This window comes from Halobaculum sp. D14 (assembly GCF_051195135.1).
Lineage (GTDB): Archaea > Halobacteriota > Halobacteria > Halobacteriales > Haloferacaceae > JBNTKA01.
Genome location: NZ_JBNTKA010000001.1, coordinates 1,004,977 through 1,019,326, shown reverse-complemented (window position 1 = coordinate 1,019,326; position 14,350 = coordinate 1,004,977). Strand labels below are relative to the sequence as shown.

Annotated in this window: 14 protein-coding genes and 1 pseudogene; 8 read left to right on the top strand and 7 right to left on the bottom strand. The window is 71.3% G+C overall.

The features are described from left to right. Positions 1-33: 33 nt before the first annotated feature. The gene (locus ACQUST_RS05275) at positions 34-1,581 is read left to right on the top strand and encodes a hypothetical protein (RefSeq protein WP_435125827.1); all 1,548 of its coding nucleotides are present in this window, start codon (positions 34-36) and stop codon (positions 1,579-1,581) included. 111 nt (positions 1,582-1,692) lie between these two features. Here ACQUST_RS05275 and psmB read toward each other — a convergent pair whose 3' ends face one another. Together psmB and ACQUST_RS05265 are read right to left on the bottom strand one after the other, a co-directional pair. Next, entirely contained in the window at positions 1,693-2,421 is a 729-nt protein-coding gene (gene psmB, locus ACQUST_RS05270) for an archaeal proteasome endopeptidase complex subunit beta (RefSeq protein WP_435125826.1), read from the bottom strand. A gap of 64 nt (positions 2,422-2,485) precedes the next feature. Continuing rightward, positions 2,486-2,692, bottom strand: a complete 207-nt coding sequence (locus ACQUST_RS05265) for a hypothetical protein (protein ID WP_435125824.1) — start codon at positions 2,690-2,692, stop codon at positions 2,486-2,488. A gap of 335 nt (positions 2,693-3,027) precedes the next feature. On the opposite strand from ACQUST_RS05265, the gene ACQUST_RS05260 reads away from it, so the two are divergent. Continuing rightward, the gene (locus ACQUST_RS05260; protein WP_435125821.1) at positions 3,028-3,399 is read left to right on the top strand and encodes a DUF555 domain-containing protein; all 372 of its coding nucleotides are present in this window, start codon (positions 3,028-3,030) and stop codon (positions 3,397-3,399) included. Between the two features lie 238 nt (positions 3,400-3,637). Then, positions 3,638-4,177: a CBS domain-containing protein gene (locus tag ACQUST_RS05255; RefSeq protein WP_435125819.1), complete on the top strand. Its 540-nt coding sequence runs from the start codon at positions 3,638-3,640 to the stop codon at positions 4,175-4,177. Positions 4,178-4,227: 50 nt separating this feature from the next. Here ACQUST_RS05255 and ACQUST_RS05250 read toward each other — a convergent pair whose 3' ends face one another. The 4 genes from ACQUST_RS05250 to ACQUST_RS05235 form a co-directional block, all read right to left on the bottom strand. Continuing rightward, a complete protein-coding gene (locus ACQUST_RS05250) occupies positions 4,228-4,407 on the bottom strand; it encodes a hypothetical protein (protein WP_435125818.1) in 180 nt (59 codons plus the stop codon). 142 nt (positions 4,408-4,549) lie between these two features. Then, positions 4,550-5,581, bottom strand: coding sequence for a phosphoribosylformylglycinamidine cyclo-ligase (purM, locus tag ACQUST_RS05245; RefSeq protein WP_435125817.1), 1,032 nt, complete (start codon positions 5,579-5,581; stop codon positions 4,550-4,552). Positions 5,582-5,679: 98 nt separating this feature from the next. Further along, positions 5,680-6,330 carry a metalloprotease gene (locus ACQUST_RS05240; protein ID WP_435125815.1) on the bottom strand — a complete coding sequence of 217 codons (651 nt, stop codon included), beginning with the start codon at positions 6,328-6,330 and terminating at the stop codon, positions 5,680-5,682. Next, a complete protein-coding gene (locus ACQUST_RS05235; protein WP_435125814.1) occupies positions 6,327-8,114 on the bottom strand; it encodes a TraB/GumN family protein in 1,788 nt (595 codons plus the stop codon). The genes ACQUST_RS05240 and ACQUST_RS05235 overlap by 4 nt, the downstream gene beginning before the upstream one ends. Positions 8,115-8,290: 176 nt before the next feature. On the opposite strand from ACQUST_RS05235, the gene ACQUST_RS05230 reads away from it, so the two are divergent. From ACQUST_RS05230 to ACQUST_RS05210, 5 genes and pseudogenes are all read left to right on the top strand, one after another. Next, the gene (locus ACQUST_RS05230) at positions 8,291-8,497 is read left to right on the top strand and encodes a hypothetical protein (protein WP_435125812.1); all 207 of its coding nucleotides are present in this window, start codon (positions 8,291-8,293) and stop codon (positions 8,495-8,497) included. Between the two features lie 96 nt (positions 8,498-8,593). Next, a complete protein-coding gene (locus ACQUST_RS05225) occupies positions 8,594-9,952 on the top strand; it encodes a glycerate kinase type-2 family protein (RefSeq protein WP_435125809.1) in 1,359 nt (452 codons plus the stop codon). Between the two features lie 48 nt (positions 9,953-10,000). Beyond that, positions 10,001-10,447 (top strand): annotated as a pseudogene (locus ACQUST_RS05220) (bifunctional nuclease family protein); the annotation flags it as partial. A 223-nt stretch (positions 10,448-10,670) separates the two neighbouring features. Next, a complete protein-coding gene (locus ACQUST_RS05215) occupies positions 10,671-11,159 on the top strand; it encodes an acyl-CoA thioesterase (protein WP_435125807.1) in 489 nt (162 codons plus the stop codon). 180 nt (positions 11,160-11,339) lie between these two features. Next, positions 11,340-13,781 carry a methyl-accepting chemotaxis protein gene (locus ACQUST_RS05210; RefSeq protein WP_435125806.1) on the top strand — a complete coding sequence of 814 codons (2,442 nt, stop codon included), beginning with the start codon at positions 11,340-11,342 and terminating at the stop codon, positions 13,779-13,781. 115 nt (positions 13,782-13,896) lie between these two features. Here ACQUST_RS05210 and ACQUST_RS05205 read toward each other — a convergent pair whose 3' ends face one another. Further along, on the bottom strand, positions 13,897-14,328 hold the full coding sequence (locus tag ACQUST_RS05205) for a DUF6653 family protein (protein ID WP_435125803.1): 432 nt from the start codon (positions 14,326-14,328) through the stop codon (positions 13,897-13,899). Between the last annotated feature and the right edge of the window lie 22 nt (positions 14,329-14,350).

Sequence of the window (14,350 nt, the reverse complement as noted above, 5' to 3'; positions counted from 1 at the left end):
GGCTTCAAGGAGTCGCCCGCGCCAGAGAGGGGTATGGCCGACAGTGACGCCGACCTGGCGGACCGCGTCGACGACGTGCTGGACGTCGACGCGGAGGCGTTCCGTCAGCGGGCGGAGGCTGACGCCGAGACGGTGAAGTCGGAGCTGCACGAGGGGACGTTCGACAACCACCAGTCCATCGTCGGGCTGGAGTACGAGTTCTACGCCGTCTCCGAGGGGCGGTGGCGCGGCGCCGACAACGGCTCCGCGGAGCCGTACGCGCTCACCCGGGTGCCGCGTCGCCTCCTCGAACTCATCGGGTTCGAAAAGGAGCTCGGCTTGCACAACGCCGAGATGACGACGAGTCCGCAGCCGCTCAACCCCGACGGGCTGCGCGCGCAGGTGTCCGAGGTCCGCGCGCGGCTCGCGGCGGCGCTGGACACGACGAGCGCCGAGGGGATGCGGCTGGTGTCGGACGCGATGTGGACGGTGCCGCCGGTCGGCGAGTCCGCGCGCGACTACCTCGCCGACAGCATCAGCGACGACGGCGTCCGCGTCGCGACGAACATGAGCGACGCCGTCCGGTACCACGCGATGGCGAACGGCGAGGAGTCCGCAGACCGGTTCTCCGTGGAGGCGCCGCACGTCGACCTGACCGCCGAGACCGTGATGCCGGAGAGCCTCATCACGTCGATTCAGCCGCACTACCAGCTCCCGAACGCCGAGGACATCCCGGTGTACCACAACTTCGCGCTGCGCGTCGCCGCGCCGCTGCTCGCGCTCGGCGTCAACAGCCCGTTTTTCCCGCCGGACCTGTACGCCGCCGATGCGACCGCCGAGGACGTGCTCCGGGACGGCTGGCAGGAGAACCGCGTCGCCGTCTTCGAGTCCGTTCTGAACCAGCCGGGCAGCGAGAAGGTCCGGTTCCCGCGCGACCTCGACACCGTCGAGCAGGCGGTCGACCGCGTCGCCGCCGACGACACGGTCGTCCCGATGCCGGTGGACGGCGGCGACCGGTTCGACGACGCGTTCGCGACGCTCCGCACCAAACACGGGACGTACTGGCGGTGGGTGCGGCCGGTGTTCGACGGCGCGACCCGGTCTGCGGCGAACGCCCGCATCGAGTTCCGGCCGCTCCCCGGCCAGCCGACCGTCCGCGACTCGGTCGCGTTTCTCGCGGCGTTCGCCGGCCTCATGGAGAGCCTGCCGCGGCGGCGACACCCGGTGTGGGACCTCGACTGGGGCGTCGCCGAGGAGAACTTCTACAGCGCCGTCGAGGACGGCGTCGACGCCGACCTCGACTGGATAACGACCGACGGCGCCGAAACCGGGGACAGCGACGAGATATTCGACGACGTCCTCTCGCACGCCGAGGCGGGGCTGGAGGACGCCGGCTGTTCGGAGGCGGAAGCCGAACGCTACCTCGAACCGCTGCGGTACCGCGCCGAGAACGGCGTCACGCCTGCGAGCTGGAAAGTCGACGAGGTGCGCGAGCGGCTCGACGACGGCGCCGACTTCGCCGACGCCGTCACCGGGATGCAGCGCGAGTACATCGGCCGGCAGACCGAGTCGCTGGTCGACGGCCACTTCGGCGAGTGGTGACCCCCGGCGGCCGGAACTGACTCGCGGACGGAGCCGCGGCTTCGCGGCGTGAAAAAAGGTCGCGAAGCGGAAGCGGACGGAGAACCCGGCCGGGTCGGTCGGCGGTCGGCGTTACTCGGCGAGCAGGTCGCCGAAGTCCTTGTGTTTCGTGACCTCGACGCCCTCCTCGGTGACGACGGCGACGTTGATGCCGTTGCCGGAGGCGAGGTCGCGTTCGACCGCGGACTCGATGGCGCGGGCGGCGACGGTTTTCGCGTCGTCGACGGTGAGGTCGTCGTCGTACTCCTGTTCGAGCACACCGAGCGCGTACTGGCTGCCGGAACCGGTGACGGTGTACTCCTCTTCGGTCATGCCGCCGGCCGCGTCGATGGAGTAGACGTGCGTGCCGTCGTCGTCGACGCCGCCGAGGATGGGCTGGACGATGTAGAAGGCGCCGGAGCGGAGCAGGTTCCCGGTGAGCGTCGAGAGCGCCTGCATGCTCATGTCCTTGCCGCGGCGAGCCTCGTAGAGGTTCGTCTCCGCTTTCAGCGTCTGAATCAGGTTCTGGGCGGCGGAGACGGAGCCGGCGATGGTGAGCGCGCCGGTCGGGTGGACCTGCTCCACCTTCTGGACGTCCTTCGAGGACACCATGCGGCCGAGGGAGGCGCGCATGTCGGTCGCGAGCACGACGCCGTCTTCGGTGCGGATACCGACCGTCGTCGTCCCGGTTTTCATCGCGTCTCCGTCCTCCATGGCCTGCGCCCGCTGGTCGGCGTTCGGGAACTCGCCGAGTTCCGGCCCGAACACCGTCTCGTCACCACGCAGCGGGTCGGCGTCGCCGAGGTCGCTCGATGGTCGCATTACCACACGGTTAGGCGGCGCCGCTGATAAAGCCATTCCTTCGGGAACTCGGTGAACGTCGACGCTATCCGTCGGTCTCGGCGTCCTCGGACGCGTACGCGGCGTATGCGGCGTGGATGCGGTCGACGACGCGGCTGAGCGGGACGACGACCCCTGCGCGGCGGCCGAGCAGCGCGAGCGGGAACAGCAGGATTCCCGCGAGGACGGTGAGCTGGTGGAGCGCGAACAGCCCGGTGTGGCGGGCGGCCCGTCTGACGTGCAGCGCGGTCATTGCGTACCTGCGTCGAAACCCGTCGCCGTATATAACTGTACCGGGTCGTCGGAATCCGGGTATTCGTCCGACGTACTGCGGTTTCCCGCGTTCGGCGTCGCGGCGGCCGTCGCTGCAAACCTCCGCTTCGAGAATCGGGGGTTCGACGGCGCACACACGGGTAATCCTCGTAACTTACGAGAAAGCCGCAGATGTCGTCCCCGTTCCTCCCGGCGCGGCGACCAGCCGGGGTTGACGCGGACGGGCCGGCCGCGCCGCCCGGTCAGCGTGCCACGCCGTCACGGTGGGAGACGCGAACCACAAGGTTGGAACCCCCGCGGCTCGTCAAATCGCCCATGAGCAACTACCTCGTCGCGCTGGAAGCGGCCTGGCTGGTTCGTGACGTCGAAGACATCGACGACGCCATCGGCGTCGCGGTCAGCGAGGCGGGGCGGCGCCTCAACGAGGAGGACAAAGAGTACGTGGAAGTCGAGGTCGGTGCGACGCCGTGTCCGGCCTGCGGCGAGCCGTTCGACTCGGCGTTCATCGCGGCGTCGACCGCGCTGGTCGGGCTCGTCCTCGAAATCGAGATCTTCAACGCCGACAGCGAGGAGCACGCCACCCGCATCGCGAAGAGCGAAATCGGCGGCGCGCTCCGCGACGTCCCGCTGGACGTCATCGAGGTCGTCATGACCGAAGAGGACGAGGAGGACGAGGAGGAACGCTAGCCCGGCAGCGTCGCCGGACAGCCCCCGCTCGGAGCCGCTTCGATGCCGACCCTCCTGTTCCTGCAGCACGACAGCGACGCCTCCCGCGCCGGCAACTCCCGACGATGTGACGTCTCCGTCGCAAGTCCGTTCCCCCGGTCAGCGGCTCGAAACGGGTGTTTAGAGGCTCCTGAGGCGAGCCTGAGTCGCTGAACTGCGGACCCCGAACGCTTATTAATAACCAAGGGTTATCGCGAGTATGGAGCTCCCGACGCCACAGGACCTCCGCGAACGCCGGACGTCGCTCGGGCTCACCCAGAGCGAACTCGCCGACGACGCGGACGTCTCCCAGCCACTCATCGCCCGCATCGAGGGCGGCGACGTCGACCCGCGGCTGTCGACGCTCCGCCGCATCGTCGAGGCGCTGGAGGAAGCCGAAGGCGACGTCGTCCGCGCGCGCGACCTGATGCACGAGGACGTCATCCACGTCGCGCCCGACGACGCCGTCCGCGACGCCGTCGACCGGATGGACGCCGAAGCGTACTCCCAGCTCCCCGTCATCCAGAACGGCGTCCCGGTCGGCTCGATTTCGCAGTCCGACGTCATCCACGCCGGCGAGGACGCCGGCGAACTCCCGGTGAGCCAGGTGATGTCGGAGTCGTTCCCGACGGTCAGCCCGACGGCCACCGTCGACGAAATCCGGAACCTCCTCGACCACTACAAGGCCGTCATCGTCACCGACGCCGGCGAGGCCGTCGGCATCATCACCGAAGCCGACCTCGCCGCACAGCTCTCCTGAAACCGGAGTTCCGTCGTTCGGCTCGGACGAAGGCGAGGTGTCGACCGGGCTCAGCTCGATTCGACCGCGAGGAGGCCGACTATCAGGCCGGCAACGCCGCCAGCGGACGCCCAGAGCAACGGATTCCCGTCGAGCACCACACTGAGGAGGACGCCGAGTCCCGCTCCGAGTGCACCGAGTACGCCGACGACTCCGTCGCTATCGGACCCCGGAAGTCCCCGTCGGTCCATGTCGCTGAATCAACGCCGCACCACGACGTAAACGCACCGTCCGCACGGCAGGTGGCAGCGACCGCGACCGCCACGCACCTTTATCACGGACGAGTCGGCGCCGCGGTCCGGCGCACGGAGCGGCGTCGACCCGGCCCTTTCGTTACAGTTCCAGTCCGCGAACCGCGACGCCGTCGCCGTCGTCGACGTGACCGATGACGCGGCCGTCGGTCGCGTCCGCGAGGGCGTCCGCCTGCGCCGGCGGGAGCGCGGCGACGAACCCGGTCCCCATGTTGAAGGTGCGGTGCATCTCGGCGTCGGAGACGCCGCCTTCGGTCTGCACGAACTCGAAGACGGGTTGGGCGGGCCACGGGTCGTCGACGACGTAGCGGTGGTCGCCGAGCCGTTCGAGGTTCGTCCAGCCGCCGCCGGTGACGTGGGCGGCGCCGCGGACGCCGTGGTCGCGCATCGGGCCGAGCAGGTCCGTGTAGATGCTCGTCGGTTCCAGCAGCGCCGCGCCGACGGTGTCGTAGTCGCCGAACGGGCACGGGTCGGTGTAGTCGTGGCGTCGCGTCGCGGCTTCGCGGGCGAGCGTCAGCCCGTTCGAGTGGATTCCGGAGGACGCCCAGCCGACGAGCGCGTCGCCGGGCGCCGCGGCGCCGTCGAACACGGCGTCTTTCGGTGCGAGCCCCGCGACGGTGCCCGCGAGGTCCAGCCCCTTCACGACCTCGGGCATCACGGCGGTTTCGCCGCCGACCAGTTCGACGCCGGCGGCCTCGGCGCCGCGGCGGAGCCCGTCGCCGACCTGCTCGGAGAACGCCTCGTTCGGCTCGTCGACGGCGAGGTAGTCGACGAACGCGACCGGTTCGACGCCGGCGGCGACGAGGTCGTTGACGTTCATCGCCATGCAGTCGATGCCGACCGTCGAGTAGTCGCCGAGCGCCTCCGCGACGAGCAGTTTCGTGCCGACGCCGTCGGTGGCGAGCGCGAGGTACCGGTCGCCGATGTCGAGCAGGCCCGCGTAGTCGCCTTCGCTCTCGCCGACCGCTGAGACGAGCGCGGCGGTCGCGGCCTCGCTCGCGTCGATGTCGACGCCGGCGTCGGCGTACGTCAAGCCCTCTTCGCCGCCGCGTTCGTCGCCGTCGGCGCCGCCGTCGTCGGTCCCGTCACCGCTGGCTGAGGCGTCGTCGTCCATACCGAGCGGGCGGCGTCGGGGGAGAAAAGCGCACCGACCACGGCCGCCCAGTCGACCGCGACGCGCTGGCTGTGACGACCGGCCGGCCCGCGTCCCGGCTACAGGAGCTCGAAGCCGAGTCCGCCGAGCCAGGCGCCGACCGCGAGCACGACGCTGACGACGAACACGACCGCCCAGACCGGCGTCGACCACGACTTGACGGTGGCGCCGTCGAGCGCGCCGACCGGCAGCATGTTGAACGCCGCGAGGAACAGATTCACGGTGACGCCGAGGCCGCCGACGCCGGCGGCCAGCGGTGCGCCGACGGCGACGCCCGCGACCAGAACGGCGAGGAAGCAGACGGCGAGCGCGAGGTTCACGGCGGGGCCGGCGAGCGCGATGAGGCCGTGTTCGCGCTCCGTGATGCGGCCCTGGTGGTGGACGGCGCCGGGCGCGGCGAACAGGAAGCCGGCGAGCGCGGCCGCGATGGCCAGAAACAGCATGCCGTAGTCGGCGCGGAACGCGGCGCGCTGCCCGTACCGGACCGCGACGACCTTGTGGCCGAGTTCGTGCAGCAGGAAGCCGATGCCGGCGGTGAACAGGCTGACGAGCAGCGCCGTCACCAGCGGGCCGACTGCGCCGGCCGTCAGCGCCGACGCCGCCGCGGAGCCGCCGCCGAGGAAGAACAGCGCGAACGCGACGCCGAGCGCGAGCCACGACGCGACGAGGTCGCGGAGTTCGCGTCGGCTGAACGAGACGGTGGCGCTCACGTCAGCGCCCCCCAGATGATTTCGGCGCTGTTCGCCGCGCCCTTCACCATCAGGCACCGGACCGGGTTGTTCTCGCCGGGCGGCTGGCCGCCCGCCAATTGCATCCCGAACAGCGTCGGGACGTCCTGACAGACCGTCGGCGGGAGGCTCGCGGCGAACAGCGGGATGACGTAGAGGACGAACAGCGTCGACGCGACGATGCTGCCGACGTTCGTCATTGCGACCACCATGATGAGCCGGAACAGCGGAACGTCGAGCATGTCGTCGAAGATGTCGCGGACCGGCCGCGTCTCGTCGGAGAGCAGTTCGTTCAGCCGGCCGATGTCGGCGACGTTCACCGACATGTGTTTCAGTTCGGCCCAGCCGGTGAACCAGCCGGGGGCGAGCAGCGGATTGATGGACGTCATCCACGCGACGGCGCCGCCGAGCCCCGCCGACGTCCAGCGCGCGCCGGCGAGCTTCGCGAGCACCGCGGCGAACGCGCCGTTGATGAGGAACCACGCGGCGAACAGCTGCAACACGAGGCCGTTGCGGAGCCCCGCCATCGCGAGCAGCACGAAGAACGCCACGAACACGGCGGAGACGCCGTACGCCGCGATTTTCCCCCACGGGAGGCCGCCGGCGTCGGCGTCGCCGACGAGCGACTCCATCGGCGGCAGCGTCTCGGGCTGTTCGAGGTAGCGTTCGATGCCCTCGCGGTGGCCGGCGCCGACGACGGCGACGACGCGGAACCCGGAGTCGCGGAGCCCGACGAGCTGGTGGGCGATGAAGGCGTCGCGCTCGTCGATGAGCGCCTCGGCGCCGCCGGGGGAGAACTGCCGGAACTCCTCCATCATCGCGGTGACGACGTCGGCGTCGGTGAGTTCCGCCGGGTCGAACCCCTCCAGGTCCTCCACGTCGCTGTCGGCGGACAGGCCGACGCCGAGCGCGTCGAGGACGACCGCCGCGGCGCCGCCGACGGCGACGCCGACGACGACGCCGAGCGTGAGGCTCCCGACGGTCTGCAGCGCGAACCCGGAGAGCAGCCCGGCGAGCGAGTCGACGAACGCGCCGGTGACGACGACGCCGGCGAGCGCGGTCACGCCGACGACGACGCCGGCGACGAGCCCCGTGGTGCCGTCGGCGAAGATGCGGCCGACCTCCGCGGCGACGTAGCCGGCGACGCCGCCGACGACGACGGCGGCGCCGACGGTGGTGAGCACGGCGCCGGTGAGGCCGACGCTGCCGCCGAACAGCCCGATAGCGGGGCCGAGCAGCACGCCGACGACGACGCCGAACACGACGCCGGCGACCCGCGGGTCGGTGACGCCGAACGCGAGCGCGCCGACGATGCGGAACTTCTCCAGCACGGAGAGCCGCGTCCAGAACCGCCGAATCGTCGTCTGGATGTCTCGGTCCACGAGCGCCACGTCGATGGCGAGGTCCTCGGCGGTCTCGACGGCGGCCAGCATCTCCGCGCCCGGCTCGATGTCGAACTGCTCGCCGAGCCGCGTCTGCACGTACGACAGCATCCAGTAGGCGAGGAACTGGAAGACGGTGTTGCCCGACAGCAGGTCGCCGGAGTCGAGGTCGTCCGGCGTCTCGCCTTTCATCTGCCGGTAGCGGCCCTCGTCGAGTTCGACGGCGACGACGTCCGGCCGTTCCTCGTCGATGACCTCCTCCACCTCCCGGACGGAGTCGGCGGAGACGTGGGCGGTGCCGACGACCCTGACGCTGCCCTCGCCGGCGGCTTCGGAGGGCTCCGGCGGCGACGGCACCGGGTCGGCGGCGGCCTCGTCACTCATTGCCCCGTGGTTTCGCGGCGCTCTGTTTACGTGTGTCGGAGTGTCAACGCTCCGCTCGCGCGGACCGGCGCGACGCCGACCCGGCGAGACAGCGTGGCGTCTGCGCCGCGAAACGAGAGCGGCGACCCGTTGAAGAAGCGTTTTGTCAGCGGCGGCGAAACGACGGCTCACCCTCCATGAACCGATGGCAGTTCTTCCAGGCGCTCACGCTCTGGTTCGTCGTCCTGCTGTTCGTCCGCACAGCACCCGGTGGAGACGGTCTGCTCGGCACAGTGACCGGCGTCGTCGCCCTGGTGCTCATCTGGTGGCTCCCGATCTACCTGCTGTACGAACTCTACTTCGCGGCGCTCAGCCGATACGGCGCCGACCCCGACGGTTCGTGAACTCGGACCGACGGGGCCGGCACGCGGCGCGGTGACACCGCGCGACGAATCCGCGTCGGCGCGCGATTTATCCGCCGCGCGCCCGCAGCGACGGCCGTGATTCGGAACCGCGATTCGCTCGGCGGCACCGACGCCCGCGAACTGGCGCTGGCGTGCGTCGACGCCGCGGTCCGCGCGGCCCGCCCCGGACGCGCCGTCGAGCGAGCCGTCTCGGTCGACGGCGACGCGCTCCGCGTCGACGGCGCGACGTACGACCTCGGCGCGTTCGACGACGTCGTCATCGTCGGCGGCGGAAAGGCCGCGGCGGGGCTGACGCGGGCGCTCGTCGACGCCCTCGACGGCCGCGTCGCCGACGGCGTCGTAGTCGTCCCCGCGGACGAAGCGGGGCGGGCGGGGCCGGTGGAGTTGGCGCCCGGCGGTCATCCGACGCCGACGGCGGCCGGCGTCGCCGCGACCGAGCGCGCGCTCGACGTGCTCCGCGCGGCGGACGACCGGACGCTTGTGCTGGCGCCGATTACGGGCGGCGGCAGCGCGCTGCTGGAAGCCCCCGCGGCCGGCCTCGGTCTCGATGCAGTGACGGACGTCACGCGCGCGCTGCTCGACGCGGGCGCCCCTATCGGCGACGTGAACGCGGTCCGGCGGCACCTCTCCGCGGTGAAGGGCGGCCGGGCCGCCGCCGCAGCGGCGCCGGCGGCGGTCGTCGGGCTGCTCGTCAGCGACGTCGTCGGCGACGACCCGGCGGTCGTCGCGAGCGGCCCGACCGTCCCCGACGGCTCGGCGCCCGCCGACGCTGTCGACGCGCTCGACCGGCACGGCGTCGACGCGCCGGCGGTCAGGCGTCACCTCCGGGACGCGCAGCCGCCGCCGAGCGCCGAGGGCGGCGCGTTCGACCGGGTACGGAACGTCGTCGTCGCGGACGCGGGGACGGCGCTCGCCGCCGCGGCTGAAACAGCGCGGAGCCGCGGCGCAGACGCCCGAATCGTCTCCGAACGAGTCGTCGGCGAGGCGAGCAGGCGGGGACGCGAGGGAGCGGCGCTCGCCCGGTCGGTCGCCGCCTGCGGCGACGCCGCCGACGGCGGAGCGACCGTGCTGCTCACGGGCGGCGAAACCACCGTGACCGTCACCGGCGACGGCCGCGGCGGCCCGAACACCGAGTACGCGCTGGCCGCCGCACGCGACCTGGCGGGCGCGGACCCGGACCGGGACGGTGACGTCGGCGCGCGAATCGCGGTCGCCGCGGTCGACACGGACGGCCGGGACGGCTCGACCGACGCCGCGGGCGCAGTCGTCGACGGCGACACGCTCAGCGGCGTCGGGGCGGCTGCGGCGGACGCGGCGCTCGCGGACAGCGACTCGCTGTCGCTGCTCGAATCGGTCGGCGGCGCGGTCGTCCGGACGGGCGCGACCGGGACGAACGTGAACGACCTCCGCGTCCACGTCGTCGCGCCGCCGTAGCGCCGCCCAGCGCGCCAACTATTCGTACCGTCGCGACAAACACCGAGTATGAACCACGAGGCCGAGGTCGTCGGCATCGGAGTCGGAGCGGGTCCCCGCGGTGACGACGTCCCCGTCGTGCTGCTGCGGGCGCGCGACGAGTACCTCCCGATCTTCGTCACGCCCGACCAGGCGCGGTCGATTCGGCAGGCGCTGGAGGGCGACCAGTTCGACCGGCCGCTGACCCACGACCTGCTCGTCGAGGTCGTGACGGAGTTCGGCGGCGCGCTCGACGCCGTCCGCATCGACGACCTCGCCGACGGCACCTTCTACGGGAAACTGGACGCGGAGCGCTACGAGGACGGCGAGCCGGACCCGTTCGTCTTCGACGTCCGGCCGAGCGACGCCATCGCCATCGCGACCCGCGTCGAGTGCCCGATTCTCGTCGCCGACGAGGTGCTCGACGACGCCGCGCGCCCCGCGGACGCCATCGAACTCGACGGCCCGGACGCGCCCGACGGCCGGAGCCGCCTCGGCGAACCCGACGACGTCGACCGCGGACTCGGCCGGGACGTCGACGCCGACGTTGACCGCGAACGCGACCCGGACGACGCCGATGACGGCGGGAACGGCGGAGACGGTGGAGACGACGACCTGGGCGACGACTACTGGTGACGGCGGGCGGGCGAGTCGAGGCGGATTGCCGGGGTTGAAATCGGTGGCGACAGAACGGTGCCGCATGAGCGAGGCGGCCACGGTTTCGCTGTCGGAGTCGTACACCGAGATGACCGAGTTGCTGCTGCCGAACGATACGAACTTCCTCGGGCGGGCGCTCGGCGGCGCGGTGCTCCACTGGATGGACATCTGCGGCGCCATCTCCGCGATGCGGTTTTCGAGCAAGCAGTGCGTCACGGCGTCGATGGACCACGTCGACTTCATCGCCCCCATCGACCTCGGCGAGGTCGCCGTCATCGAGGGGTACGCGTTCAACACGGGGCGGACCAGCATCGACGTGAAAGTCGACGTCCGCGCGGAGGACCCGCTGAGCGGCGACGAGCGGCAGACCACGTCGTCGTTTTTCACGTTCGTCGCGCTCGACGACGAGGGCACGCCGACGCCGGTGCCGGACATCGAGTGTCCGTCGCCCGAGGAGGAGGCGCTGCGGCAGGAGGCGGTCGAGGCGCGGCGCGAACAGCTCCGGGACATCTCCGACCGGCTCGACGAGTAGCCGGACGGGCGCCTTCACGCCGCGGGAGTCCGCGGTGACGGTTCGGTATCGAGCGACGATAATGTGAGCCACTGACACTTTGTTTGTTCCCGATAGGAGCGGGGAAACCGAAACGCGCGTAGGTTTCGGTACTGAGAATCGGGGAGTAGCACGTAAACCACCGAAGGAGAATCAGCAGCCATGCGAATCGCTCCCGACATCATTCGGCGGACGTACTTGCGGAAGTTCGCGGTTCTCACGGTGGTGGCGCTGGTCGCGGTCGCGGGTGCCGGCTTCGTTCTGCAGTCGAACGTCGACCAAGAGCTGCGCCACGACGTGAACAACCAGATGCAGTCGTCGGTGATGCAGTCCGCCGACACGCTGAGCAAGTGGCTGGACTCACAGAAACAGACGACGAGGTTCCTCTCGGAGCTCGCCGCCGAACGCAACGGTAGCGAGGTCCAGTCGCTGCTGACGGCGGAGTCGAAGCGGCTCCCGGCGAGCGTCGACGCGGTTCACTACGTCGACGTCGACTCGAAGGAGGTGCTCGCGAGCACGACGGCGGGCGCAGCCGGGAAGCAACTCGACTACCTCACGTGGGAGAACACGGAGTCGGAAACCGGACCGGCCGGTCTCCAGACGGCTCCGACCGACGGCGCCATCGTCTCCAAGTCGTTCATGCACAACGGCGCCCAGCGCATCGCCTTCGCCAGCAAGGTGCCCGGAACGAACGAGGCCGTCGTCGTCTCGTACAACGCCATCGAGGCCGGCATCATGCTCCGCGGCTCGGACGGCCACAGCAGTTTCGTCGTCGACTCGACCGGCGGCAACGTCCACCTCGCCGCGGACTCCTCGCTCATCGGCGACCCCTACCAGAAGGGGAAGGACTCCTACGCGGTCAACGCGGGCGGCGCCGGGAGCGTCGGCGTTCACGAGACGAAGTCGACGGGGAACGTCATGGCGTACGCCCCGGTCTCCGGCACCGACTGGGTCGTCGTCGAGACGCGGCCCACCGAGTCGGCGTACGCGCTCAGCGACACGGTGACGCAGGGCTTCCTGATTCTGACGGGAATCGCGCTCGGTGGGTTCCTGCTCGTCGGCGCGACGATGGGTCGGACGACGGCGCGGACGCTCCGGCGGCTCCGTGACCGCGCGACGGCGCTCGCGAACGGCGAAACCGACGACGTCGCCGGCGGCGAGACGGGCCGCATCGACGAGGTCGGGCAGGTCCAGACGGCGTTCGGCGACGTCGCCTCGTACCTCTCGACGGCGTCCGCGCAGGCCGACGCCGTCGCGAACAACGACTTCGACGCGGACGTGCTCGACGAGGACGTCCCGGGTCGGCTCGGCGCGTCGCTCGCGTCGATGCGGGCGGACCTGTCGTCGCTCATCGCGGAGATGGAGGAGACCAACGAGACGCTGCAGCGCGACGCCGAGTCGTTCGACCGGGCGATGCAGCGCGCCGCAGACGGCGACCTCACCGTCCGGATGGGCGGCGCGGACCACGAGACGATGACTGACGTCGCCGACGCCTTCGACGAGATGCTCACGGAGCTGGAAGCGACGGTCGGCCACGTCGACCGCGTCGCCGAGGAGGTCGCGGAGGCCAGCGTCGAAGCCGAACAGGGCGTCGCCGAGGTCGAACGCGCCGGCGAGGAGGTCGCCTCCTCGACGGAGGAGATTTCGGCGGGCGCCGGCTCCCAGTCCGAGCGGCTCACCGAGGTCAACAACGAGATGTCGGAGCTGTCGGCGGCCGTCGAGGAGGTCGCCGCGACCGCCGACGAGGTCGCCTCGCTGTCCGAGAGCGCCGCCGAGACCGGCGTCGAGGGGGAAGAACTCGCCGACCAGGCGCTCGACGAGATGAGCGAAATCGAGGACGCGGCGGTCGACACCGTCGAAACCGTCGACAGCCTCGACTCGCAGATCGCCGAAATCGGCGAGATCGTCGACCTCATCGACGGCATCGCCGAGCAGACCAACACGCTGGCGCTGAACGCCTCCATCGAGGCGGCCCGCGCCGGCGCCGAGGGCGACGGCTTCGCGGTCGTCGCCGAGGAGGTGAAGTCGCTCGCGACGGAAACCCGCGAGGCGACCCAGCGCATCGCCGACCTCATCGAGCGCGTCGAGGCGTCCAGCGACGAGGCCGTCGACGACATCGAGGGGATGCGTTCGAGAATCGAGGACGGCGCCGAAACCGTCGAAACCGGGCTCGGCGCCCTGTCGAACGTCGTCGAGCGCGTCGAGGAGGCGAACGACGGCGTGCAGTCCATCAGCACCGCCGCCGACGACCAGGCGGCCTCGACCGAGGAGGTCGTCACGATGACCGAGGAGGTCGCGACGGTGAGCGAGGAGACCGCCTCCGAGGCGCAGACCGTCTCCGCGGCCGCCGAAGAGCAGGCCGCCTCGCTGAGTCAGGTGAGCGAGGAGGTCGACCGGGTCGCCCGGCGCGCCGGCGCGCTCCGCGAACTCACCCGGCAGTTCGAGGCTGACGCCGCCGGCGCCGACGACCTCGACGACCTCGTCGACGGCGACGCCGACGGCGGCGCGGACGTGCCGGACGGAACCGGCGAAACCGCCTTCGACTTCGACGGCGACACCTCCGCCGCGGCGACCGACGGCGGCGCAGACGACCGCGGCCGGTAACCGACGCGGACGCGGCCGAAACCGCGGCCGACGCTGACCGCGGCCGGAACTGCGGCCGCGACCGCGACGATGACCCGGATTTTCGCGGACCGACGAACCGCTGCGCTCCGAGCGGTCAGTGTTCCGCGTCGTAGCGGCGGACGAGTTCGGCGACGTACCAGAACTTCAGCAGCATCGACGCGGCGCCGGCGGCGGCCGCCCGAATCGGCCGGCGTCGGGCGGCGGCGACGAGCGCGTAGCCGGACGCCGGGACGTTCAGGAGGTTCAGGACGTTCGGGTAGGAGGCGTCGAACAGGCCGGCGTCCGACTCCGCCGTCCACCAGCGCTCGGCGAGCACCACGCGCGTCATCCACGCGTCGTCCGTCTCGGGCGGCGAGAACAGGAACGGGTTCAGCAGCGTGAACGCGACCGCGGCGACCGCCAGCCGCCAGCGCCGCCGATACACGGCGTACAGCAGCACCGGCAGCACGAGCACCCGGCTCCAGCCGCTCTTCGGGTTCGCGTGCCGCTGCCAGAACGTCTCCTCCAGGTCGGCGAGCGTGCGCACGAGCGGCGGCTTCGCCGGCCAG

Excerpts from the sequence above, each read along its gene's own strand:
- purM (WP_435125817.1), bottom strand. The coding sequence starts at position 5,581 with ATGGACGACGACGCCTCAGCCAGCGGTGACGGGACCGACGACGGCGGC.
- ACQUST_RS05250 (WP_435125818.1), bottom strand. The coding sequence starts at position 4,407 with ATGGACCGACGGGGACTTCCGGGGTCCGATAGCGACGGAGTCGTCGGC.
- ACQUST_RS05230 (WP_435125812.1), top strand. The coding sequence starts at position 8,291 with ATGAACCGATGGCAGTTCTTCCAGGCGCTCACGCTCTGGTTCGTCGTC.
- psmB (WP_435125826.1), bottom strand. The coding sequence starts at position 2,421 with ATGCGACCATCGAGCGACCTCGGCGACGCCGACCCGCTGCGTGGTGAC.
- ACQUST_RS05265 (WP_435125824.1), bottom strand. The coding sequence starts at position 2,692 with ATGACCGCGCTGCACGTCAGACGGGCCGCCCGCCACACCGGGCTGTTC.
- ACQUST_RS05210 (WP_435125806.1), top strand. The coding sequence starts at position 11,340 with ATGCGAATCGCTCCCGACATCATTCGGCGGACGTACTTGCGGAAGTTC.
- ACQUST_RS05260 (WP_435125821.1), top strand. The coding sequence starts at position 3,028 with ATGAGCAACTACCTCGTCGCGCTGGAAGCGGCCTGGCTGGTTCGTGAC.
- ACQUST_RS05275 (WP_435125827.1), top strand. The coding sequence starts at position 34 with ATGGCCGACAGTGACGCCGACCTGGCGGACCGCGTCGACGACGTGCTG.
- ACQUST_RS05235 (WP_435125814.1), bottom strand. The coding sequence starts at position 8,114 with ATGAGTGACGAGGCCGCCGCCGACCCGGTGCCGTCGCCGCCGGAGCCC.
- ACQUST_RS05255 (WP_435125819.1), top strand. The coding sequence starts at position 3,638 with ATGGAGCTCCCGACGCCACAGGACCTCCGCGAACGCCGGACGTCGCTC.
- ACQUST_RS05215 (WP_435125807.1), top strand. The coding sequence starts at position 10,671 with ATGAGCGAGGCGGCCACGGTTTCGCTGTCGGAGTCGTACACCGAGATG.